The following is a 21,380-nucleotide window of genomic DNA, read 5'->3' as shown; positions in this document are numbered from 1 at the left end:
CACTCGCATCCTCGCAGGTCAACGGCACCTTTCTGCTGTCAGGGTGTCAACTCGACCAATTCCGCTGAATAGCCAGGGCTAAACCCAGCCCCGCTCACGCCTTGTCCCGCCTTGCCCTCGTTACCGCGACCGCGGTCGTCGCGGGCCTGTGCATGGTCGCGCCCGCCTCCGCGGACACCGGCACGTACTACAACAGTGGGAACGAGACACCGACCTCCACCGGCACCCTGGGCACCGGAGTCGGGCAGAAGCTGACCGGCGCCCAGATGGTCCAGCGCGCCAGGGACTGGGTCAGCCACCGGGTCACTTACAACCAGTCCCAGTCGTTCTCGGACAGCGAGGTCGGCGGTCCCTACCGCACCGACTGCGGCGGCCTGGTCGACATGGCCTGGCAGCTCACCAGCAGCCCGGTGGTGACCACTCCCTCACCCGGCATCGACTCCTCCACCTACAGCACCAAGCTGACCAGCTGGTCCCAGTTGCAGCCCGGCGACGCCCTGGCCGTGGCCGGCGAGCACATTAACCTCTTCGCCGGCTGGACCAACCAGGCCAACGGCGACTTCACCTACATCGCCGAAGACAACCCCGGCGTCGTCACCGGCGAGTACCCCGCCAACATCCACGACACCTCCATCGACGGCTACCCCAAATCCTCGTTCGAACTGCTGCGCTCCAACAGCCTCGCCCCCGCCATCCCCGCGAACTTCAATGTCACCATCGACGCCAACGGAGCCGCGGCTTCCGGCCAGACCGTCTCCGGCACCGTCAACCTCACCGCCGTCGCCAGCTCCCAGGGCGTCATCAATTCCCTGAGCTACACCATCACCGGACCGAACGGCACCCAGACGATCAACGGCGGCACCGGCGCGAACAACTACGCACAGTCCTGGAACACCACCGGGCTGCCCAACGGCACCTACACCATCTCCGTGACCGCCAACGAGATCGACGGACAGAACCACACGTACGGCCCGGTCAGCGTTTCGATCAATAGCGGCAGTACTTCGGACAGCAGTTGGTCGGTGTACAACCCTGACACGAAGACGATGACCTTGTTCGGTCTTGGGTCCGGCGGCCACCTGGGCCTCACCAGAAGCACGAACGGCGGAGCGAGCTGGAGCAACTGGACCGAGGCCAACGCGTACTGGCAACTGCAAGGCACACCGAACGCCGTGTACGACGCGGACGCCAGGATGACGATGCTCTTCGCCCGCGGCCAGGCCGACGGCGCCATGGGCATCACCACCAGCACCGACAACGGCGCCACCTGGTCGACCTGGGCCCAGGTCAACGCCTACTGGAGCAACTTCAAGGGCGACGCCTCAGCGGTGTACAACCCCGACACCAAAAAGGTCACCGTGTTCGCGCGCGGCGGTGACGGAAAGATCGGCTACACCCAAAGCGGCAACGTCGGCGGCAGCTGGTCGAACTGGGCTGAAGTCAATGCCTACTGGAACAACTTCTCCGGCGACCCCCACGTGGTCCTCAACCCCGACACCCACCAGATGACGGTCTTCGCGCGCGGCGGTGACGGAAAGATCGGCTACACCCAAAGCAGCAACGACGGCGCCAGCTGGTCCAACTGGGCCGAAGTCAACGCCTACTGGAACAACTTCTCCGGCGACCCGCACGCGGTGTACAACGCCAGCACAAAGACGATCTCCCTGCTCGCGCGCGGCGGCGACGGAAAAGTCGGCTACACCCAAAGCAGCAACGACGGCGCCAGCTGGTCCAACTGGACCGAGGCCAACGCCTACTGGAACAACTTCACCAGCGACCCGAGCGCGATCTACGACCCCGACACCACACAAAGCACCGTCTTCGCACTCGGCAGCGGCGGCCACATGGGCTACACCCAGAGCATCAACAGCGTAAGCAGCTGGACCAACTGGGCCGAAGTCAACGCCTACTGGACACTCATCGCACCCTGACCGAACAAGCCGCAGGGGAATCCCGCACGGCTGCAGGCCGAACTCTCCGCGTGTCCTGCGGCTCCAAACCGGAAGTCGCAGGACACGGCGTTTCACAAGTCGTTTCCGGTAGACGGGGATCGGGAACTCACAACGGATTACTCTCCCGGTGGCTCTGGCCGGGGTCGGTCGAGCTACCCCCGCGGGTGCGGGGTAGCTCCTCGACGAGATCGTGAACACGGCGCAGGCCGAGGTCGTCCCCGCACCCGCGGGGGTAGCTCCTGACCCGGGCGAGGGAGATCTCACAGCAGGCGGTCGTCCCCGCACCCGCGGCGGTTGCTCGCGGTTCCTCAGCCGCTTCTGCACCCGGCGTTCGTCGTCCCCGCATCGGCGAGGGCTGCTTCCCCACCGTCAGCAGCACGGCCGCCCACCCGTCGTACCGCCGGCCCGGCGGGCACAGCGGGCGCCGGTTCGGTGTCGGCCGGCTCGGGTACCGGCACCGTGCCGGGCGCGAGGATCCGCAGGGCGCGCACGACCGTGCGGCCGGCTGACTCGTTGGCGGTGGGCCTGCTCCAGTCGCGTCTTCGTCGCCCAGGCCGCCGACTCCGGGCGCACGGTGAGCTGACCGGTGTCGACGTCGTAGCTGATCGGGGCGACGTGGGCGGCCAGCTCCGGGGCGATGGCCGCCCACCGCTCGCGCAGCGAGGCGCCGACGGCCGCGAGCTCCCAGGCCCGTTCGGTGACCAGCGGCTCATGGAGCACCGAGCCCCATCAACTCGCGCCCGCCACGCCGGACCACCTGGGTTGTGCACGGCTTCGGCGCCGCTGAGCTGTGGAGTCTCGGTCATCACGCTACCTCCCCGGCCAGCTCCTGGACGCGGTGGACGCCGCAGACGCAGCGGGACGGCAGGGGCTTGCGGCCGCACGGCACGCTTCCGTCCTGGCCCGAGCAAGTCTCCTGCCCGGCCGCTGCGGCGGCAGGCGTGGGCACGGCGGCGCCCAGTGCAGCGGCTTCCTCGCGGCACAGCTTGCACAGGCCGTCCTCGATGGCGCGGCCGACGACGATGATCCGGGCGCCGCAGTCCCCGCAGGATCCGCGCGGCGGACCCTCCGGCTCGCACGGCGCCGGTACCGGGCCCGGGACGACGAACGCGTCGTCCAGCACGCAGTCGGCGCAGCGTCCGCCCGGGCCGGGACGGGTGCCGTGCTCGGGGCACAGGCCCTGCTCAATGCGCTGGGCACGCCTCTGGGCAGCAGCCTTGTCCTGGACGATCTCGGCACACACCTCGCAGTCCTTGCCGGTCGACCACAGTGCACCGGCCTCGCAGCCCTGGTAGCCGCAGCCCCAGCGCGGCAGGGCCACCCCGAGCAGCCACCGGCCGGGGTCGCGGATCTCCGAGACCATCACCTTGGCGAACCGGGTGGTCAGCCGGTGGTGCAGGCGTTCGGCGTCGGTGCCCTCGCGCAGCTGGCGGCCCACCTCACGCGCGATCTGCCGGACGACGAAGTCGTTGGTCACCCGCTCCAGCAGCAGGTGGACCGGCTCCAGCACGGCGTAGATCTGCGCGCTCATGGCCAACTGCGCTGTACGACGACCGCGCGGACCCCCGCCCCTGCTGCGCTTTTCGGTTTCCGGCTTCGAGGGGAAGGGCTGGCTGTTTCCACCCTCGCGAAGCGCGAGACCACCGCCGGCTGCCCGTGCGCGCAGTCGCGGCAGCCGGGCTTTCCACAGCCTCCGCGCCCTCAACTACCGGTACCTCGCCTACGGCGGGTGAGACGAGTGCACGCGCGTCTGGTGAGTCAGTCCTAGTGCCGCATCAGGCAACGTTCGCCCTGTCTACGACTGCACGGAGGTGTTTGTCGGTGGCGTGCTTGTTTCGCCACATGATGTAGCGGCGGATCATGCTGCCCTGCTCCTTGTGGCTGGCGTGGTCGGTGCCGTCGAGGGCGAAGGAGCGCAGGGCGGTGAACTGGGCCTCGATCCGGTTGAGCCACGAGCTGTTGGTGGGCGTGTAGGCGAACTCGACGTTGTTCACCTCCGCCCACTCCGCGACCCGCCGACAGCGCTTGGTGGTCAGGTGCGGGGAGTAGTTGTCGAGCACGATCGCGATGCGCTTCCCGAGGGGGTGCAGGCTGCGCAGGTAGCGGCAGAACTCCAGGAACCTCGTGCGGTGCTTTCTCGGCTTGATGTGGCCGTAGAGCTGGTCTTTGCCCAGGTCGTAGGCGGCGAACAGGTGCCGGACGCCGTGCGGGCGGGTGTAGGTCGCGCGGCGCCGCGGCCGTGGTTCACGGTCGGGGTCCTTGTGCCGGGCGGACGTCGGTCGGCGCTCTGATCGGCCTGGGCACCGGACTGGCGCTCGGATCGCTTCTGCGCAGCCGACGCTAAGGGTTGTCGGACAAGGGTCGGATGATCACGGTGTGACCGGTTCCTGTTGCAGCGCTACTCGGGGCTGGTGGCGGTCATGCCCGTGTGCTGTAGGCTGTTGCGCCGCTTGTCGCGCGTTCTGCGACATCGGCGGGAGCTGCGGCGATGACTTTGTCGAGTGCGGCGCGGGAGGTCTGCAAATCGGTGATGGCCTTGGTGATCCGCTCGCGTTCCTTGGTCAGGTCGGCGAGGAGATCGGAGCAGGTCGGCACCAGGCGTTCGCCCTCGTCACGCAGGCAGGGCAGGATCGTCGCGATGGTGGCGGTGTTCAGGCCAGCGGCGAGCAGGCTGCGGATGCGGCGCACGGTGTCCACATCCGCCTCGCTGTATTCGCGGTAGCCGCTGGGGCTGGAGCAGGTTCTGTTCCTCGTAGTAGCGCAGCAACCGTTCGTGTACGCCGGTCTTGCGGGACAGCTCACCGATCCGCACGTCATCCTCCTCATGGATGTCCCGGGCGGGCAACGCCGCTTGACTCTCACACCGATGTGAGACTCTAGCTTCCCCAGCATGAACAAGAGTTACGCCTCACTCGCGGCCTTGTGCGCGAGCGTCTTCGTTGTCGGTACGTCGGAATACCTGGTCGCGGGCATGCTGCCCGAGGTCGGCGCGGATCTTCAGGTATCGCAAAGCACTGCGGGGCAGGCGGTGACCGCCTACGCGCTCGGCGTGGTGATCGGCGGGCCCGCGGTGACCATGCTGACCGCGCGGCTGCCCCGCAAGCCCCTGGCCCTCGGGCTGATGCTGCCGTTCGCCGCGGGCAGCGCGCTCAGCGCCCTGGCCTCCTCGTTCACGATGTTGCTGGCCGGGCGGGTGGTCTCCTCGCTCAGCCACGCCGCGTTCTTGGCGTTGGCGCTGGTGATGGCCACCAGCGTGGTGCCCGAGCACAAGACCGGCTCGGCGATCGCCACGGTGGCCTCCGGGTTCACCGTCGCTACCTTGCTCGGGGTACCGCTGGGCTCACTGCTGGGACACGCGGCCGGCTAGCGGGCCCCGTTCGCGGTGCTGACCGCGCTGACCTTGGCCGCCGTCGCGCTGTTGGCTCTGGTGCTGCCCACACAACAGGCGTCGTCCGCCGGCCTGCGCGACGAGCTGCGCGTGGTGAGCCGCAAACCGGTGCTGCTGGCCATCGCCACCACCGCGGTCGGCTTCTCCGGCGTCGCCGTCGTCTTCACCTACATCGCGCCGCTGCTCACCCGCATCGTCGGCTTCTCCCCGGCCGCCGTCTCCGCTCTCCTGTTTGCCTACGGCGCCGGCAGCTTTCTGGGCAACCTGGCCGCCGGCAAGCTGACCGACAGGTCCATGTCCGCCACCGTGCGCGGGGTGTTCTGCGGCTTGACCGGCGTACTGGTGGCCATGCCGTTCGCCGCCACCTGGCAGCCCACCGCCGTGCTTGCGGTCCTGGTCCTGGGCCTGCTGGCCACCGCCACCATCGCCCCGTTGCAGGGCCTGATCCTGCGCCTTGCCGGCTCCGCCCCGACCTTGGCTGTCGCGGTCAACGTCGGTGCCTTCAACCTCGGCGCCGCCGCCGGATCTGCCCTCGGCGGGGCCATCGTCGCCGCCGGCGCGCTGCGCTGGACGCGGCTCCTGCCCGAACAGCAGGAGCGTCTGTCCACGCTGGGCATCAAGCCGCTGGAGAAGCCGTCTCCCGCCCCGGCGGCCGGTTGCTGGACGGAGGGCCCGAGCAAGGCGCAACAGGCGTTCCAGCGAGGCCTGGCGGCCCTTGCGCAGTGGGTGGAGCGGGAAGGCGCGGACCGTCCGGTGCCGCGCGGCCACAGCGAGGAGATCGCCGTCGACGGCGAGACGGAGCCGGTGGTCGTGAAGCTGGGCGTATGGGTCTCGAACACCAACTCGAGGCGCGACAAGCTCACCCAGGAACAGCTCGACGCACTGGCCGAGTTGGGAGTCGACTGGGCGTGACGGAGCAGGTCGCCATGTGGCCATTACCTGATGGGATGCTCATCAGTTGATGGTGCGTGTGGCAGCAAGACTCCTCGGCGCACCCGGGCGGTCGCTGATCCCGGCTCGTGCAGCGCCCGTTTCCTGGATCCGTACGGTGGAGAAGGGCGGATGCCGTGGGGCGAGGCCGCTCGCGTCGTGCGCCTGGAGGACTGCGGTCCGGTACGTCCGTTTCCCTTGCGGCCTGGCCGTCGTTTCGCGCCCGGCTGGTGGTGGTCGGCTACCTCCGGGCGGCTGGTGCACTACGGGTCGGGTGTCATGCGCACCCAGGTGATGCTGCTGGACCGTGATCCTTCGGTCACGGCGATGGCGTGCCGCCCTGTAGAGCTGTCCTGGCGGGAGCCTGATGGGACGGTGGTGTCGCATGCGCCACATCTGATGGCCCGGTTCAGGGACGGTTGCGGTCTGCTGCTCGACTGTGCCGGGCGAGGGGAGATCTCTGCCCGGCTCGCACACCGTGCTGACGTCATGGCAGCGGCGGCACGTGCGGTCGGATGGCAGTACAGGGGCGCCCCGCCTCCCGAACCAGTTGTCGCCGCCAACCTGGGCTGGCTGTCGGGATACCGGCACCCTCGCTACCGGGACACCGAGCTCATGGAGGGGGCGGTGCGGGCCTTTGCCCGTCCTCGGCCGCTGATCGAAGCAGCACGTGACCTCGGAGACACCATCAGGGTTCTCCCAGCCCTCTTCCACGCCCTATGGACCGGGGCACTGTCAGCCCCGCTGAACGAGCCTTTGCATGAACGGGTGACCGTGACAGCAGGCCCGGGCGAGCGGGCGTCTGCGTGACGGCGGCAGTGCTGGAGGTGGGGAGCCGGGTGCGGTTCGAGGGCCGCTCTTGGACGGTGGTGATGATCGAGGGAGCCCGTGCCCGGTTGGTCGACTCGGACAACTCCACGGTGACGGTGCTGGTGAGCTATCTGTTCGCTGCTCCTGACTTCGAACTCGTAGGAGCGCCCCGCCGCCAGGTGCCGCCGTTCGGACTCCTGGAGGAACTGCCACAGCACGCACGCGAGCGTGCGCAGGCATGGGAGCGGCACGTGCGCGAGGTGGAGACCGGCTTTCCCGTGCCGGGGCAGGGCGGTGTGCCGCGGGCGGAGTTCGATCCGGTGCAGCGGACTTCGGCGGAACGGGAGGAGGCCAAGGCAGCGGAGTTGACCGCGGCGGGGCAGAGCCCCTTCTGGGGGCGGATCGGCTTCCACGAGGCCCGTCGACGAAGCCGCCACCCTTCCGGACAAACAACCCACGGCAGAACTGTGGAGAGCCCGGTACTCGGAGACGGGTACGCCGGGTTCGGCGAGCGGCCTGGAGAAACGGGCCGGTGGCAACACCGGTACCGCGCTCCAGGCCGACTCAACCGGTTTTGCCGTTCGTCTTCGTCTTGCCCTTGTACGCCCTCCCGTCTCGACGGGGTTGACTGAGAGGAAGCGTCCGGTGGTGGGGTCGTAGAGGCGGGGGTGGTGTCCCGCCACGTGGTGTAGCCGATCAAGCAAGTGGAACGCCCCAGGTCGCGGCCCTGATCGCCTTTGCCTGACAGCCTGTTGGGGCTCACGCCGCCGCGACCGGCGACAACTGCCAGGCACCCCATGGCGGGACGTGCCTGTCGGACCCAGGATGGGAGTCGACGGGTCATGATCGGCTACACCACGACCGGGGACGTGGCCGAGGCGGGTGCCGCACCCAAGTGCGGCACCCTCTCTCACTCGTTGTCCTGGCAGTGGAGCTGTGCATCGATCTGCGCGGCAGTCTTGGGGCCTTCGCGGGTCCAGTACTCCCCGGTCTTCAGACTCGCTGCTGTGATCGCGTGCAGGTCAAGGACGTCGTCACGCCCGTCACCCGAGGGATCCGTGTAGCCCACGTCCAGATTGCGGGGGACGGGGGTCGGCTTGGCTGCGTGGCGCTCGAACCCCTCTCCCGACCAGAGTGTGACGACTCCTTCCTTGGCCGAGGGTGCCGTGGGATCGGTGGCCCACCACAGGGTCTGTGGAGTCTCGTGCTTGGTGTCGTCGAAGTCCGAGACGTCGACGCGCCGCACGGTATCCGTAGAGCAGAGGGGGATTTTGACGATGATCGCCTCCCCTTCCACCCGGGCACCGAACGCGGGAGGATCTGCCGGGTCCGACGGCACCACACTGCATCCGGTTCCCAGCAGAGCGAACGAGGCGAAGAGAACCGAGGGAGCAACCCGCAGCCGGTTCAGCAACGGTATCCACCCCACCTCAGATTGGCCTGTCGCTCGAAGCGGTTCCGGCAGGGATTCGCTCCTGCGTTGATGTACCGGTAGATGAACCCCAGGCCGTAGCGCCGCCACTGCCGCACGTGAATTTTCTCGTGCCGGATCCTGTTGCGCGAGATGTAGGCTCGGTTGTTCGAGGTGAAATACGTGTTCCCGAGGGTGGTGCCGCCGCGAGCGTGCAAGAGTACACCGCCGCGGCAGACTCGCAGACCGTAGCGGTACGAGCACCGGTATCCCAGGTAGTGGCTACCAATCCGGGAAAGGCCCCAGCCGAGCGCGTTGGCCGACCACCGGTTGAAGCGGCGCTTCAGGGACTTGAACCAGCCCCATCGGCCGTCGAGGTCGTAGTGGTTGAGCGGGTCGCCATTGCAGTATTCGTATGCGTTGGCGTTGCCGCCGTAGACGGGGTCGACGGAAAGGAAGCGTCCGGTGGTGGGGTCGTAGAGGCGGACGCCCATGAGGGTGGCGCCGGTGACCGTTTCGCTGGAGCGCTGCTTGCCGCCGAGCCAGCCGTAGCGGGCGGCGGTGGCGCCTTCCGGGTTCCCGTACTCGTCATAGGCGAAGGCGGTGGGCGCCTGTGCGGTGTCCAGCGGCAGTTGCACGGTGACGTCACCGTGGATGTCGGTGAGCTGCAGGACGGTGTCGCCGGTGGCGCTGGTGATCGCGTCCAGGTTGCCGCTGCTGCCCTGGACGTTGCGGGTGAGGGTGTTGCTGGTCTCCTGGGTCCAGTCGGGGCTGTCGGTGTCGGAGCCGTAGTGGTTGGTCTTGGATCCGGTCTGGGTCCAGGTGCCCGCGTTGTTGGTTTCGGTGGTCCAGTTGGCGAGGCGGCCGGCCGCGTCCAGGTTCCAGGTCTGCCGGCTGGTGCCGGAGGTCTGCTGGCGGACGAGGTCGTTGGCGTAGTAGCCGATGGTGGCGCCGGTGGGCTGGGTGGTGGTGCGGCCGAGGGCGTCGTAGACGATGCCGGTGGTGACCAGGCGGTCGGCACTGTCGTAGGCGTACGACGTGGTGGCGGCGCCGGTGGAGGTGCAGTCGGCGCCGACGCCGCTGGCGGCGACGGCGAGGGCGGTGCGGTTGGTGTTCTTGTCGAAGGTGTAGTCGCGGCGGGTGCAGACTCCGCCCGGGTCGGTGTCGTCGGTGCGGGTGAGGCGTCCGGCGGCGTCATAGCGGTAGCTGCGGCTGTAGTTCTGGCCCGCCATGCCGGTGTCGCCGACGACCTGGCCGTGGACGTTCTCGTCCGTGGCGTCGGAGGCGATCACGGTACTGTCGCTGTCCCGGGTGTAGACCCGGGATGTCGTGGCGCCGGTCTCGTCCTGGCCAACGGTGAGCGTGTAGCCGCCGGGCATGGACTGGGTGGCCAGGTCGCCGTCCGCGTCGTAGGTGGCGGCGAAGGTGCCGGCGACCGAGTCGGTGCGGGAGGTCTCCACACCGCGCGGGTCCTTGGCGGTGTCGTAGGTGTAGGCGGTGGTGGACGGGGCGGAGTCGGTGGTCTTGATCACGCGGCCGAGCGCGTCGTACTGCGTGTCAGCGGTGTTGCCCGCGCCGTCGTTGTAGGAGATCTCCCGTCCGAGCTGGTCGTAGGTGTGGGTGATGGTCTGCCCGTTCGAGGTGACCGTGGCCACCTGACCGGTGCCGGTGTCATAGGCGGTGGTGGTGTCCGGCACCGTGGTGCCCACCCCACCGCTGACCGATGTGGTGGTGAGCCGGCCCGCGCCGTCGTAGGTGCTGGTGGTGGTGCGGGTGACGGAGTTGGCGGTCTCGGTGGTTTTGGCGGTGTTGCCCCATCGGTCGTACTCGATGGTCTTGGTGGGCAGCTGGGCAGGGTTGGAGCCGCCACCGGTGATGTCACCTGCCGGGCCGGTGGAGCACACGAGGTCGGCCCACTCTGGGCGTCCGTTGCAGGCGCCGGTGCCGGTGGCCGAGTAGTAGGTGGTCACCGTGGCGCCGGCGTCCGTGCCGGAGGACTTGGGCAGGGTCGTCTTGGTGACCCGGCCCTGGGAGTCGTACGACGTGGTCTTGATCAGTGCCAGGCCGCTCGGGTCGGTGACCGTCTGGGTGGGCAGGCCCTTGGCCCAGTCGTAGCCGGTGGTGCCCACCCGCGGGTCGGCGAGCAGGTCGGGCCAGGACCGTACCTGGGCACCGACGGTCCGCTTGGTGATCTGGTTCTTCACCGTGGCCGTGCCGTCGGTGGGCCGGCCGGTGTCGTACTCCTTGATGGTGTGCTGGCGGGCGATCACCCGGCTGCCTGCCGCAGCCAGGGTGGTGGTGCCGCTGGTGAGGTCGGCGGTGAGGATGATCTGGTGCAGCGGGCCGTAGGTGTCGGTCTCCCGCTGGCCGTCGCTGCTGTAGACGGAGGTGCTGGACAGCAGCTGGGCGCGCTCGCCGGTGGACAGGGCGTTGATGCCCAGGTCGGTGAGCTGGTCCTTCTGGGCCTGAGTGGTGCCTAGGGCGAGCGCGCGGTTGCCTGCGGTCAGGGTGCGGACCGTGTTACCGAACCGGTCGTACTCGGTCGCCGAGATGTGGTGACCGGGGGTCGCCTCGTTGACCTCTTGGCCGGAGGCGTCGAGGTAGTGGATGCCGGCGCGGCTGTAGGCGCTGGCGGCGAGGTCGGCGCCGTTGCTGGAGGCAGGCGTCTGGTCGGCGGGGAAGACAGCGGTGGCGTCGGTGGGCAGGTCGCTCTGCCCCCAGCCGGCCACCGTACTGGCGCTGAGGTTCTCCGGTGCGGCTGAGCCGGTCAGCGGCACTCCGTAGGCGACGGTGGTGGTGGCGCTGCCGTTGGTCTGGCTCGCGCTGCCCGGGGTCAGGGTTGGGCGGGAGGCGGACAGCAGCATGCCGTCACCGGTTGCCGGGTTGGAGCCAGCCTTGCCGTAGACGAAGGTCCATGGCAGCTGTCCAGCTGGGGTCAGCGTGGTGACCCGTCCGGCGCTGTCATAGGAGTAGGCGGTCTTCAGCGCCGGGCTGATGCGCGGGTCCCACTGTTCACGCAACCGGCCGGCGTCGTCGTAGGCGTAGCTTGCGACGGCGATGGCGGTGGCCGCGGAGGCGCCGGGAGCGGTGGACCACAGCTTGATCTGGGAGACCTGCCCGGCGAAGTCGCCGAGGGCGCTGGAGGTGGCGGTGGTGGTCGTCGGGTAGATGAACTCCAGGACCCGGCAGCCCTTGGTGGAGGGGTCGGTCTCGCAGGCGGCCAGGGTGGTCGCGGTGTTTGAGGCGATGACCCGCTTGGGGCGGGCCAGGGTCTTGCCGCCGACGGTGACGGATTCCGGGACCACCTTCGTGGTGGAGTTGGCGAGGCCGTCGGCCAGCGAACTGGCCACCGTCCACGTCGTCGCCGATGAGTTGACCTTGGAGAAGGTCGTCACCGTGCCGTCAGTGTCGGACAGTGTGAAGTCGCCGGCGGTGAAGGACCCCTTGAGGGTCAGGTCCTCGGAGCCGGGCTCGGGTACCCAGCCGGTCTTGGCAGCGTTGGAGGTGAACTTGATCGTGTCGCCGTCTACGGTGGCCACGTTCAGTGAGGTGGCAGAGGTCTTCACGATCTGCGTGTAGTCGGAGTCGACCTCTTCGGCCGTGGTGCCGGACAGCCACTCCTTACCGAAGATCGGGGCCTGGCCCTCCTGCGCTGCCCCGGCCTGCGGGGTGCGGGAGGAGGCGGTGCGGGTCACCGTCATGCCGAAGAACGACGCGTCGGTGTCGGAGAGGGTGTAGTCGCCGGTGAGCAGGTTTACCGAACCGGGCCCAATTTCCTCCGATGCCGCGCCGTCGGCGGTGCGGTCGACCACCACGGTGATCGGCTCTGAGGAGGTGGCCGCGCTGTTCGGGCCGGTGAAGTCCGCCCGCAGCTGCACGGTTCCGTCAGGGCTGACGGTGGAGGTCGCGTTCCAGGTCAGGGCGGGGCTCTTGCCGCCGGTCAGGGCGACCGGCCAGCTGGTCAGTGCCTGCCCGCCCGACGTCACATCCCCGGCCGGGATCGACGTCCAGGTATCCGCGTCGCCGCGTCGCCAGGAGAAGGTGGCCTTGTCGTATTTGGCGGCGTCGGCTTCGGCGGCCAGCGGGACGCGGGCGGCGGTGCGGGTGCCGTCGTCGGGGGCGGTTACGCCGCCCGGCCCGACGTGGAAGGTGTAGGAGACTGCCTCGGACTTGTTGTCCGCCTTGTCGGTGGCCCGCACCTGCAGCGTGTTGGTGCCGGCCTTGGCCGGGGTGACGGAGAAGGTCACCGGGGTGGTGCCGGAGGTGGCGACCTTGGTCCAGATGGCGCCGTCCAGCGACCACTCGATGCCATTCTGGTCACCACTGGGCGGTGTGACGGTGAACTTGCCCGCCTGCCCGGCGCCCTTGACCCACTGGTCCGCCGGATAGTCGGTGGAGGTCACCGACGCCGGCGCGGAGGGGGCGGAGGTGTCGGCGGTGAAGACCGCGTACGGGGACCACTCAAGGTTGTAGCTGGTGCCGTCGTAGGGAGTGGTGCGGAACTTGTACGTCTTGCCGTTGGCCAGCAGGCCCGTCGGCACCTTCACCGAGGCCGGCTGCCCGGCCGGCACGAACGACGAGGAGAGGTTGGAACCGACCTGAGTGCCGGTGGCATTGTCGGCTATCTGGAAGAAGCCCTGAACCTTGTCGTTGTTCGGGTCGGCGAAGGTGTCCCGCAGCGTCGGCGTGAGGGTGTTGACGTACCAGGTGCCGTTGGTGTCCTTGAAGAACGGCGAACCGGCCTGCTGGTCGGTGCCCGTGCGCGGCCGGTAGTTGTAGGTGACGACCAGCTTGGGCGGGTTGGACGCCGCGTTCGCGGAGTTCACCCGCTTCCACGGCGCGGTGACCGTTTCGTCCGATGCGCGCAGGCCCATGTTCGACGTGGCGTTCTTCGCCGACGCCCATGTCTGCGCCAGGTCGGTGACGTCGGCGGTGATCCAGCCGTCCGGCTGCGTGGAGCACCCTGGGTTGCCGGTGGTCGCCGTCGACGTGGCGAACTTCTGGTTCCACGCCGGCTGCGATGTCCAGCGCGAGGAGGTCGTGGGCTTGCCGGTGTCCCACACCTCCCACGGATACGCCTTGCAGTCGGTGTTGCCCGAGTGGAAGTTCCACAACGACAGCGTGGCCTTGGACACGAGTGCATCAGCGAACGGGGCGGTGTTCCAAGTGATGAACGAGCGGGCCGTGCGCGGGGTGCCGTCGGCGTTCTTCGTCCCTGGGTTGCCCAGGTCCAGCTCGGTGTCCGCCGACCAGTCGACCGTCTCACCCTGCTGCACATAGGTGTCGAAGACGTTGCTCAGTGCCGCGGTGGAGGGATCCACCGTGACCGGGAACTGCGTCTTCGAGTCACCGAGGAAGCCGGCGTCCGGGGTGAAGACCAGGTCGACGTTGGAGCCGTGCTGGACAACCTTCAGGCCGACCTTGGCCCGGTGGGTGTGCTCACCGGAGACCTTGTCGGTGGTGGCGTCCCACATCACCGGAGCGGGCATCACCGCCCGCCTCTTGCCGGCCTTGGCGTCGCTGAACACCACACTTCCGTCGCCCTGCTGCTTGGCTTTCAGGCCCTTGGCCTTCAGCGGCATGGTGTAGGCGTAACCGTCAGCCGTGGGACGCTGCTTGATGGTGACGTACTGCTCGAACCCTGACCGGGTGGCCTCCACCACCACATCAGCGTCCGGGACCGCATCACGGTAGGTGGCCTTCGGCCCGTCCAGCACCGGCGCGGGCAGGCCTCCCTTCCACTGCAGTTCGACCTGCTCCTGCCCCTGACCAAGAGTGACCAGGGTGCGCGGAGTGGCCTGGCCGGCCGCCTTCAGCGAGGCGGGCCTGGAGCCGCCCTTGCCGCCAAGGACCAGGCCCTGGGGATGAGCGGCAGGTGCGACCGATCCGTCAGCGCGGGCCGCCAGATCCAGGTCCACACCGACCCATTTCCCGCTGCGCTTGAACCGCACCGGCCCGGCCGCGAGTTCGGTCGTCAACGACCCGTTGGGGTTCACCCACGTCGTCGACGTCTCCGTGCGCTCCGACAGCGCCTCCACCCGCTTGCCCGACAGCCGGGCCGCGACCCGTGCCGACGGCAGGTCAGCCGCCTGCGAGGCCCAGCGCTTTCCCGCCTTGGCGGCTGCGGCCGGGGACTGGGTGTTGGGTGCGGCGAAAGCCGTCTCGCTTCCCTCCAGAAGCGAGACAGTTACCGCCAGGGCAAGTGACCCGGCTATGGGCACGGCCACTCTTCGAAAAAGCCCCCGTCGCCATCTGGACGACGGGGGGATGTGCTGATGCACGCTCAACCTCCTTGTGAAGACCCTGTGACGGGCCGAAGGGTGAGCATAGGGTGTGAACACGGCAAGGAAGAGGGTTAGAAAAGGTAATCGGCCGGTCAAATGGCCTGTAAGGCGCGCTCGATGATCGGCTCCTTGATGAAATCTTTACTAAACGCCAGGAACCTCCGGCGACGCGCATCTTGTGAAGATCGACAGTCGCCGGCCGGGGCGCCACCCTGCCGGGCCACACCTGTGGTCGGGTCAGCCGTGCAGTGCGCGGTCAGCGCAGCCAATCCGTGGCAACCGAAAACCTGGCCGGTCAGCGCCGTGCCGACGGCGACCAGTTCGACGTGCAGCCGCAGATCAGCTTGCCCTTTAACCTCCGTCCCGACTCTGACGCTCCCCCTTAATGGGGTGATCATGACGGGCCGATCCGACACACTGGTTCGATGCGGCACGATGATGAAGAGCCTTTGTCCGGCGGCAACGTCAGCGATGGTGTCGTTCGCGTTGGGGACACAGTTCGCCGTCCGGCCGGACCATGGACTCCCGCTGTGCATGCCCTGCTTGCCCACCTGCATGAGGCGGGATTCGGCGCGGCGCCTCGCCCACTCGGCATTGACGATCAGGGGCGCGAGGTCCTGACCTTCATGCCGGGAGATGTGGTCTGGCCCGACCGGTTCTCGCTGATGGAACCCGCTCGACGACTGGCGCGCGTTGCACGGCTGATCCGGGACTTCCACGACGCCGTGCAGGACTTCACGCCGCCGTCCGATGCGCAGTGGCAGACGCTGATCCCCGCTGAGGACAGTGACATCATCGCCCACAACGACCTGGCCCCTTGGAACCTCGTGATCGCAGGTGAGGCGCGGTGGGCCTTCATCGACTGGGACGCTGCAGGTCCCGGCTCGCGCCTGTGGGATGTCGCATATGCCATTCACGGGTTCATCCCGCTGTCCGCGCATCCGGACTGGCAGAGCCCGGACGCGGCGGACCGACTACGAGTCTTCGCCGACGCCTACGGTCTCGCTGAGTCCGAGCGTCGTCGGTTGGTCCCTGTGCTGGGGCGACGTACGCGTTCCATGCACGACTTCCTGCGCGACCAGGCAGCCCAAGGAGCCCAACCCTGGGCAAGGCTGTGGGCTGAAGGCCACGGTGACGCCTGGCGAAACGACGCCGAATACATCGAACAACGCGAAGACCAGTGGATGCAGGCTCTGCTCGCCGGCTGAGGCGTCAGTGCCCGTGCCTGGTTCCCGGCGTCGAACGACATCTCGAACTGGATCACTCGCCTGGGCATTCACCGGACATTGAAGCGGCCTTCGTCTGATCATGTGCTCCGACAAGGTGCACCGATCAAGACGAAGGCTGTGAGGGTGAGTCTGCTGCCTGACACCGGTCCCGGAGAAGCGTTCGCGCAAGCGTCAGGAATCCGGACGGAGTTGTACGCGTGTCTGACCGGGCGGGGCGACGCGCCGTTCGAGTTGTGCGACGCGTTGCAGTGCACGGACGGGCCGGTACGGACGCTGGTCGATCTGGCACTCGCACCGGAACACCGCCGCGGGCACGGGGCTCTCTACGGCGGTCTCAACCAGGGGCGGATCGATGTGGCCCGGCTGCGCCGCGTACTGGCCTCTGTGCCGCTGCCGCGGTCGGCGGACGGCCGGATGTGCTGGCCGCGGACGTATCGCCGTGGCTGCGGCCGGACGCCAACACCTGCCCTGACCGGGCCTTTTGCCGCACCTTCGGCCGCGGAGGGGCAAAGCACCAGATGATCCCGGGGTGGCCCTACTCGATCGTGGTCGCGCTGGAAACCGGCCGGACCTCATGGACGGCGGTACTGGACGCGGTCCGCTTGGGCCCCGGCGCCGACGTCGCCGCGGTGACCACGGTCCAGCTCCGCGAGGTCGTCGAACGGCTCGTCGCCGCCGGCCAGTGGAAGCAGGGCGACCCCAACGTCCTGGTCGTGCTGGACGCCGGATACGACGCGCCCCGCATCGCCCACCTGCTGGGCGACCTGCCCGTCGAGGTGCTGGGCCGACTGCGGTCGGACCGGGTGATGCGCCGGCCGACGCCCTCGCTCAAGGAGTACGCCCTGTCCTATCCCCAAGGCGGACGACCGCCGAAGCCCGGCGGTGAGTTCGTCTTCGGCGATCCGGCTACCTGGGGCGCCGAGCAGGCCGTGACGGTCACCGACACCCGCCGCTACGGGAAGGCGACCGCGCAGGCGTGGGACCGGCTCCACCCGAGGCTGACCCGGCGGGCGGCCTGGCTCGACCACGACGGGCCGCTGCCCATCATCGAGGGCACCGTCATCCGCCTCGTCGTGGAGAAGCTGCCCAGCGGCGGAGTGAACAAGCCGCTCTGGCTGTGGTGGTCGGGCACCGCCGCCACCACGACGGACCTCGACCGCTGCTGGCAGTCCTTCCTGCGACGCTTCGACATCGAGCACATGTTTCGCCTGTTCAAGCAGACGCTGGGATGGACCAAGCCCCGGCTCCGCAGCCCGGAGGCGGCAGACCGGTGGACGTGGCTTGTGATAGCCGCCTACACCCAGCTCCGGCTCGCCCGCCCGCTGGCCGCCGATCTACGGCGTCCCTGGGAGAAGTCGGCCGAACCGAACAAACTGACACCCGCCCGCGTCCGACGAGGGTTCCGGAACCTGCGAGCGAAGACGGGCTCGCCAGCCCATGCACCAAAGCCGTCCCGCCCGGGACCTGGTCGCCCGCCCGGCTCGAAGAACCGCCATCTGGCCACCCGTCACGACGTCGGCAGAGTACTCGTGACCGGCGAGGCATACAGCCGACCGGCTCACCACAAGGTCGGCACGAAACCACGCCGCACTGGATAAACGTCAAGCTCACTACCTGTTTCCAATCCCCAAAGACGCAGGTCAACCCATGAATGTCCGAGATGGGAGATTCACGGAAGCGTTCACCGAACGGTCACGGTGGTCGTTCGGCGAGCGGAACTGCTGGGGTGGGGTGGACTGTCGGACAGCTGTGTCAGACTCACCGCCATGAAGATCACCGAGGCGATCCACGAAGTCCTGAAGGCCAACTACGAGCCGCTGTGGGCGGCCGACGAATCGAGCGCTGCTGACCGGGCGGGCTACCAGGGCGAGTTCATCCTGGCCGGGCAGCTCAGGGTGCACGGCGACCTTGCGATGTGCGGGCTCGGCGCCTCTGACTGGTTCACCATCGACGACATCGCCCACGGACTGCACGACGTCTACCTGGCCTACCACCAGGACGAGGAACTGGGCGCGTACGTCACGGCGGTGGCCCTGGTCGTCGGCGGAACCACGCCGGAGGCGCTGCTGAAAGCGCATTGGGAGGACGAGGCGGACGACGTCAACTGTCTCAGCGACGGCGCCTCGGCGATCTACTCCAGCACCCCGGACAACTGGGGCATCGCCGGCGCCCTCAACCTGACCGTCGGCGAGCCCGCGTATGCGGACGCGATGGCCCGGGTCGCGGCCGAGTTCGCGGCCCAGGCGGCCGCCGGCTCCCGGACCCCGCTGCTCGACATGGTCGTCAACCCGTCGAACGGCGCCAACACGTTCGTCTTCCCCACCACCGACACCAACTCCAACAGCATCCTGATCGGCCGCGACGAGAGCGGGACGGGCGTCGGCATCATCTGGTCCGACTTCGAAGGCTGAACCCGTCGTTGCGTCCTGTGCTCGGCCTACCGCCCAGCGCAGTACCGAGATCAGACAATCGGCCAAGTCCTCGGTCATAGCCCGTCGAGCTCGCGCGATGGGCCGTTCTCCGTGAGGCGTCGAACTATGCTCTCGGCCCGTGGCTCCTGCTGCCGCCTCAGGCCGTCCGGATGACGGCCCTGCGAAGTAGACCGAGCCGTTTGTCGGCATGGAGCTTTGCCGGGCGGCGACGACGCGGATCGCGCCGTGAACGGAGGGCGAGATTCCCCGCACCGCAATGGCGTCAGGCCAAGGCCGTCATGGGCGTTGGCGCCGGGGATTCCCGGTGACAGGGGCACTACGATGCGGTCGGCTCATCGGGAGCCTCGGGAACGCCCAAGACCGTGTTACGCCGGCTCGATGGCAATGCCGCCGAGAGGGTTTTCCCCAGGCCGGCGGCAGCCCTGTGACCGTTGTTCCCAGCCGTGGCCGGGATGTGTCATCGAGTGGCCAGAACCAATACCGGTCCCCCAGCGTCGTACGGCAGTGTGTGCCAACGGCCTGGCCTGTGGGGAGAGCTACTTGAGCAGCGAGATGTACTTCAGCAACAACTACCGCGACCTGTGCGAGCGGAATGGCACCGGGGCAGGGTTCCAGTTCGAGTTCTCGTGCTCGCGCTGCTATGACACCTGGCGCTCGCCGTTCGAGCCCTACGCCGGCGAGCGGGCCGCCACCTGGCTGAAGAAGGGTGTCGACATGGCCTGGGGCCTGCTGGGCCGCAGCGGCAGCGGGATCTCGTCTGCGGCCGACGGGCTGGCGGGCGCCGGTTGGGGACGGGCACGCGACCACGCCTTCGAGCGGGCCATCAGCAACGCCCGGGGACACTTCAACCGCTGCGCCCGCTGTACCGACTACGTCTGCGGGCGTTGCTGGAACGCAGCGCAGGGGCTGTGCCTGCGCTGCGCCCCGGACACCGCGGCCGAGGCCATGGCCGCCCAGCAGCGTGGACTGAACGACATGGCCGCACAACGGGCATACGCCGCGGGGCAGCAGGCAGGGCAGAGCTATGACCCCACCTTGCCACGCCAGTTGGTGTGCCCACGCTGTCACACCGAGACCCACGGAGCCGCCTTCTGCCCCGGCTGCGGCTACCAGCTGGCTCAGCGTAACCAGTGCTCGTCCTGTTCCGCCGCCGTGCCGGATGGCGCGGCATTCTGCCCAGGGTGTGGCGCGCGGCGGTAACACGAAAGGCCAGTTCCTTGATCTGGTGGGAGATGTCCCGGCTCGGCCCTCAGCTGCGCCCACGCCGCGGCAGCCCGGTCGCTGGGGGTTCGTTGTCCAGTTCCGGATCGAGAGCGTGGGGAGCCAGGATCATCCGCTCTCCGATGTCCGACGCACTGCCCGGCATGACGGGTTGCGCGACGAGCTCCGGGTCGGCGCCGAAGTCGGTGACCAGGGGCTTTGTCATCAGCGAGCGCCGCGTTTCAGAACCCATACTCGACCCCTGATGATCTGGTTCTCGCGCCTCGTCGGAGGGCATGGTGCGCATCGGATTCTCCTGTCCGGTTGACCGGCTTCACGGAAGGTGCCGAAGAGCCTAGAGATTCCCCACGTACGGCCAGGTCGTTTCCCCACCTCGTCGTCACAGCCAGGAGCCTCGGTGCTGGCTCGAGGACCTGGCGCATGAAGGGTTGTGATCGTGGCACGTACTTGGCTGTCCATCCGGGTGGAGTTGATCTCCGGGCACGGTGCGGACCTGTGGCCCCGCCCCGGCCGGGTGTTCGCCGCCGCGCGCTCACACTCCTTCGCCCAGTTCGCCACGGCCATCGATATCGCCTTCGGCCGCTGGGACCTGGCCCACCTACCTGTTCACGCTGTCCGACGGCACCCAGGTCAGCCCCCCTGGACTGGTGGGAGGACGAGGCCCCGGACGGCACCGTGGACGGCCATGCCACCAAGCCGAGCAGGCTGCAGGCCGGCGAGCAGTTAGCCTACGTCTTCGACATGGGCGACGACTGGGCCCTCCTGTGCACGATGGCGGAAAACGCATCGAGCCCCTCGACGAACTCGGCGAGGCACCCGACCGCCCGGTTCCCTACTGGGGGTGGGGCAATCTCCCGGACCAATACGCACGCCGCTGGGACGGGGACGACGGGGAGTCGCCGATGCCCAGGCGGCCAGCCCGCGGGCTCAGCGACCTGCCACCGATCCTGCCGTGGTGGGGCGAGGGCCGTCGAGAATGACGTCACGCTGTGCACACAAGGTGGCCGCCAGCGGGCAGTCGAAATGGCTACGGTGGGCAGCTGAAGTGGCCGTGGACGGGGAAATCCGAAGTTCGTGCCGGCCACTCAGGGGGCGAGGCGGCGCAGCCCGGCGATGAAGGCGGCGCCGTCCGGTGTGCCGACGCCCGTCATGGTGTCGTACCCCTTGACGGTGACCTGCTCGGTGGAGGCGTGGTCCTGGACGTCGAAGAGGTCGACGCCCGGGCTGCCTCCGCGGCCGGGCCATTGGGCCGGCCCGGCCGCGGAGGCTCTTCGTGCACCACGCCGATCATGTCCCGGCTTACCTCCGCGGCGAGCTTCGGCTCCCTGCCCAGACGCCCGTCGAACTGGTCGTCGAAGAGGAAGAAGAACGCCATGGTGTCCGCGGCCACATCGAGGTCAACCCCACGGGCATACGGATAGAGCAGGCCAGCCAGCCGGGCCATACCCCAGCGTAAGTACCAGTCCATGGCGGCGTCACTGCGAACCAGGGCGTGCTGCCGCACCCACCGCACGTTCACGTCCTGAGCCCTGGTTGCATCAGGGTTTTCCTCGAACGGGAAGGGAAAGTCGAACTCGATGTACTGCTGGGGCGCTTTCGAAGGCTGCATACAGCCATCTAGGCAGGGTTCGGTGAGCGGAGCCAGGGTGAGCTGTCCCGAGTTTCGTAGAGTCCGGTGATCTTGTTTCAGGCGGACTGCAGGGCTTGCTCCTGGCTTCGCCAG

Annotated in this window: 11 protein-coding genes and 6 pseudogenes; 8 read left to right on the top strand and 9 right to left on the bottom strand. The window is 68.5% G+C overall.

What is annotated here, in order from left to right; genetic code table 11:
* Positions 1-101 precede the first annotated feature (101 nt).
* On the top strand, positions 102-1,931 hold the full coding sequence (locus tag LE548_RS43030; protein WP_225102498.1) for an Ig-like domain-containing protein: 1,830 nt from the start codon (positions 102-104) through the stop codon (positions 1,929-1,931).
* A 390-nt stretch (positions 1,932-2,321) separates the two neighbouring features.
* Here the strand turns inward: LE548_RS43030 and LE548_RS43025 are convergent, their stop codons facing one another.
* From LE548_RS43025 to LE548_RS43010, 4 genes and pseudogenes are all read right to left on the bottom strand, one after another.
* On the bottom strand, positions 2,322-2,672 hold the full coding sequence (locus LE548_RS43025; protein ID WP_225102497.1) for a DciA family protein: 351 nt from the start codon (positions 2,670-2,672) through the stop codon (positions 2,322-2,324).
* 85 nt (positions 2,673-2,757) lie between these two features.
* On the bottom strand, positions 2,758-3,483 hold the full coding sequence (locus LE548_RS43020) for a hypothetical protein (protein WP_225102496.1): 726 nt from the start codon (positions 3,481-3,483) through the stop codon (positions 2,758-2,760).
* A 244-nt stretch (positions 3,484-3,727) separates the two neighbouring features.
* Positions 3,728-4,222 (bottom strand): annotated as a pseudogene (locus tag LE548_RS43015) (transposase); the annotation flags it as partial.
* A gap of 148 nt (positions 4,223-4,370) precedes the next feature.
* Positions 4,371-4,764: pseudogene (locus tag LE548_RS43010) on the bottom strand (MerR family transcriptional regulator).
* A 78-nt stretch (positions 4,765-4,842) separates the two neighbouring features.
* On the opposite strand from LE548_RS43010, the pseudogene LE548_RS46865 reads away from it, so the two are divergent.
* The 3 genes and pseudogenes from LE548_RS46865 to LE548_RS42995 all read left to right on the top strand — a co-directional run.
* Positions 4,843-5,787 (top strand): annotated as a pseudogene (locus tag LE548_RS46865) (MFS transporter); the annotation flags it as partial.
* A gap of 120 nt (positions 5,788-5,907) precedes the next feature.
* Positions 5,908-6,252 (top strand): annotated as a pseudogene (locus LE548_RS43000) (helicase associated domain-containing protein); the annotation flags it as partial.
* Between the two features lie 30 nt (positions 6,253-6,282).
* Positions 6,283-7,080 carry a TnsA-like heteromeric transposase endonuclease subunit gene (locus tag LE548_RS42995; RefSeq protein WP_308031121.1) on the top strand — a complete coding sequence of 266 codons (798 nt, stop codon included), beginning with the start codon at positions 6,283-6,285 and terminating at the stop codon, positions 7,078-7,080.
* 910 nt (positions 7,081-7,990) lie between these two features.
* On the opposite strand, the gene LE548_RS42990 is transcribed toward LE548_RS42995, so the two are convergent.
* From LE548_RS42990 to LE548_RS42980, 3 genes are all read right to left on the bottom strand, one after another.
* Positions 7,991-8,494: a hypothetical protein gene (locus tag LE548_RS42990; protein ID WP_225102493.1), complete on the bottom strand. Its 504-nt coding sequence runs from the start codon at positions 8,492-8,494 to the stop codon at positions 7,991-7,993.
* The gene (locus tag LE548_RS42985; RefSeq protein WP_225102492.1) at positions 8,488-14,712 is read right to left on the bottom strand and encodes a DNRLRE domain-containing protein; all 6,225 of its coding nucleotides are present in this window, start codon (positions 14,710-14,712) and stop codon (positions 8,488-8,490) included. The genes LE548_RS42990 and LE548_RS42985 overlap by 7 nt, the downstream gene beginning before the upstream one ends.
* 155 nt (positions 14,713-14,867) lie before the next feature.
* A complete protein-coding gene (locus tag LE548_RS42980) occupies positions 14,868-15,332 on the bottom strand; it encodes a hypothetical protein (RefSeq protein WP_225102501.1) in 465 nt (154 codons plus the stop codon).
* On the opposite strand from LE548_RS42980, the gene LE548_RS42975 reads away from it, so the two are divergent.
* From LE548_RS42975 to LE548_RS42960, 4 genes and pseudogenes are all read left to right on the top strand, one after another.
* Positions 15,306-15,983, top strand: a complete 678-nt coding sequence (locus tag LE548_RS42975; RefSeq protein WP_308031119.1) for a phosphotransferase — start codon at positions 15,306-15,308, stop codon at positions 15,981-15,983. The genes LE548_RS42980 and LE548_RS42975 overlap by 27 nt on opposite strands.
* Before the next feature lie 144 nt (positions 15,984-16,127).
* A pseudogene (locus LE548_RS42970) lies at positions 16,128-17,602 on the top strand (NF041680 family putative transposase).
* A 168-nt stretch (positions 17,603-17,770) separates the two neighbouring features.
* Positions 17,771-18,415, top strand: coding sequence for a hypothetical protein (locus LE548_RS42965; protein WP_225102491.1), 645 nt, complete (start codon positions 17,771-17,773; stop codon positions 18,413-18,415).
* Positions 18,416-18,976: 561 nt separating this feature from the next.
* A complete protein-coding gene (locus LE548_RS42960; RefSeq protein ID WP_225102490.1) occupies positions 18,977-19,636 on the top strand; it encodes a zinc ribbon domain-containing protein in 660 nt (219 codons plus the stop codon).
* 49 nt (positions 19,637-19,685) lie between these two features.
* Here the strand turns inward: LE548_RS42960 and LE548_RS42955 are convergent, their stop codons facing one another.
* A complete protein-coding gene (locus LE548_RS42955) occupies positions 19,686-19,943 on the bottom strand; it encodes a hypothetical protein (protein ID WP_225102489.1) in 258 nt (85 codons plus the stop codon).
* An 861-nt stretch (positions 19,944-20,804) separates the two neighbouring features.
* A pseudogene (locus tag LE548_RS42950) lies at positions 20,805-21,380 on the bottom strand (hypothetical protein); the annotation flags it as partial.

Source organism: Streptomyces sp. CoH27, from assembly GCF_020181035.1.
GTDB lineage: Bacteria > Actinomycetota > Actinomycetes > Streptomycetales > Streptomycetaceae > Streptomyces > Streptomyces camelliae.
Note: the sequence above shows the minus strand (reverse complement) of the source record. Positions and strands in the feature narration are given on the sequence as shown.

Bases quoted from the DNA above. Each gene is read 5' to 3' on its own strand.
- LE548_RS43020 (WP_225102496.1), bottom strand. From the start codon at position 3,483: ATGAGCGCGCAGATCTACGCCGTGCTGGAGCCGGTCCACCTGCTGCTG.
- LE548_RS42995 (WP_308031121.1), top strand. From the start codon at position 6,283: ATGGGATGCTCATCAGTTGATGGTGCGTGTGGCAGCAAGACTCCTCGG.
- LE548_RS42980 (WP_225102501.1), bottom strand. From the start codon at position 15,332: ATGCAGGTGGGCAAGCAGGGCATGCACAGCGGGAGTCCATGGTCCGGC.
- LE548_RS42965 (WP_225102491.1), top strand. From the start codon at position 17,771: ATGAAGATCACCGAGGCGATCCACGAAGTCCTGAAGGCCAACTACGAG.
- LE548_RS42955 (WP_225102489.1), bottom strand. From the start codon at position 19,943: ATGCGCACCATGCCCTCCGACGAGGCGCGAGAACCAGATCATCAGGGG.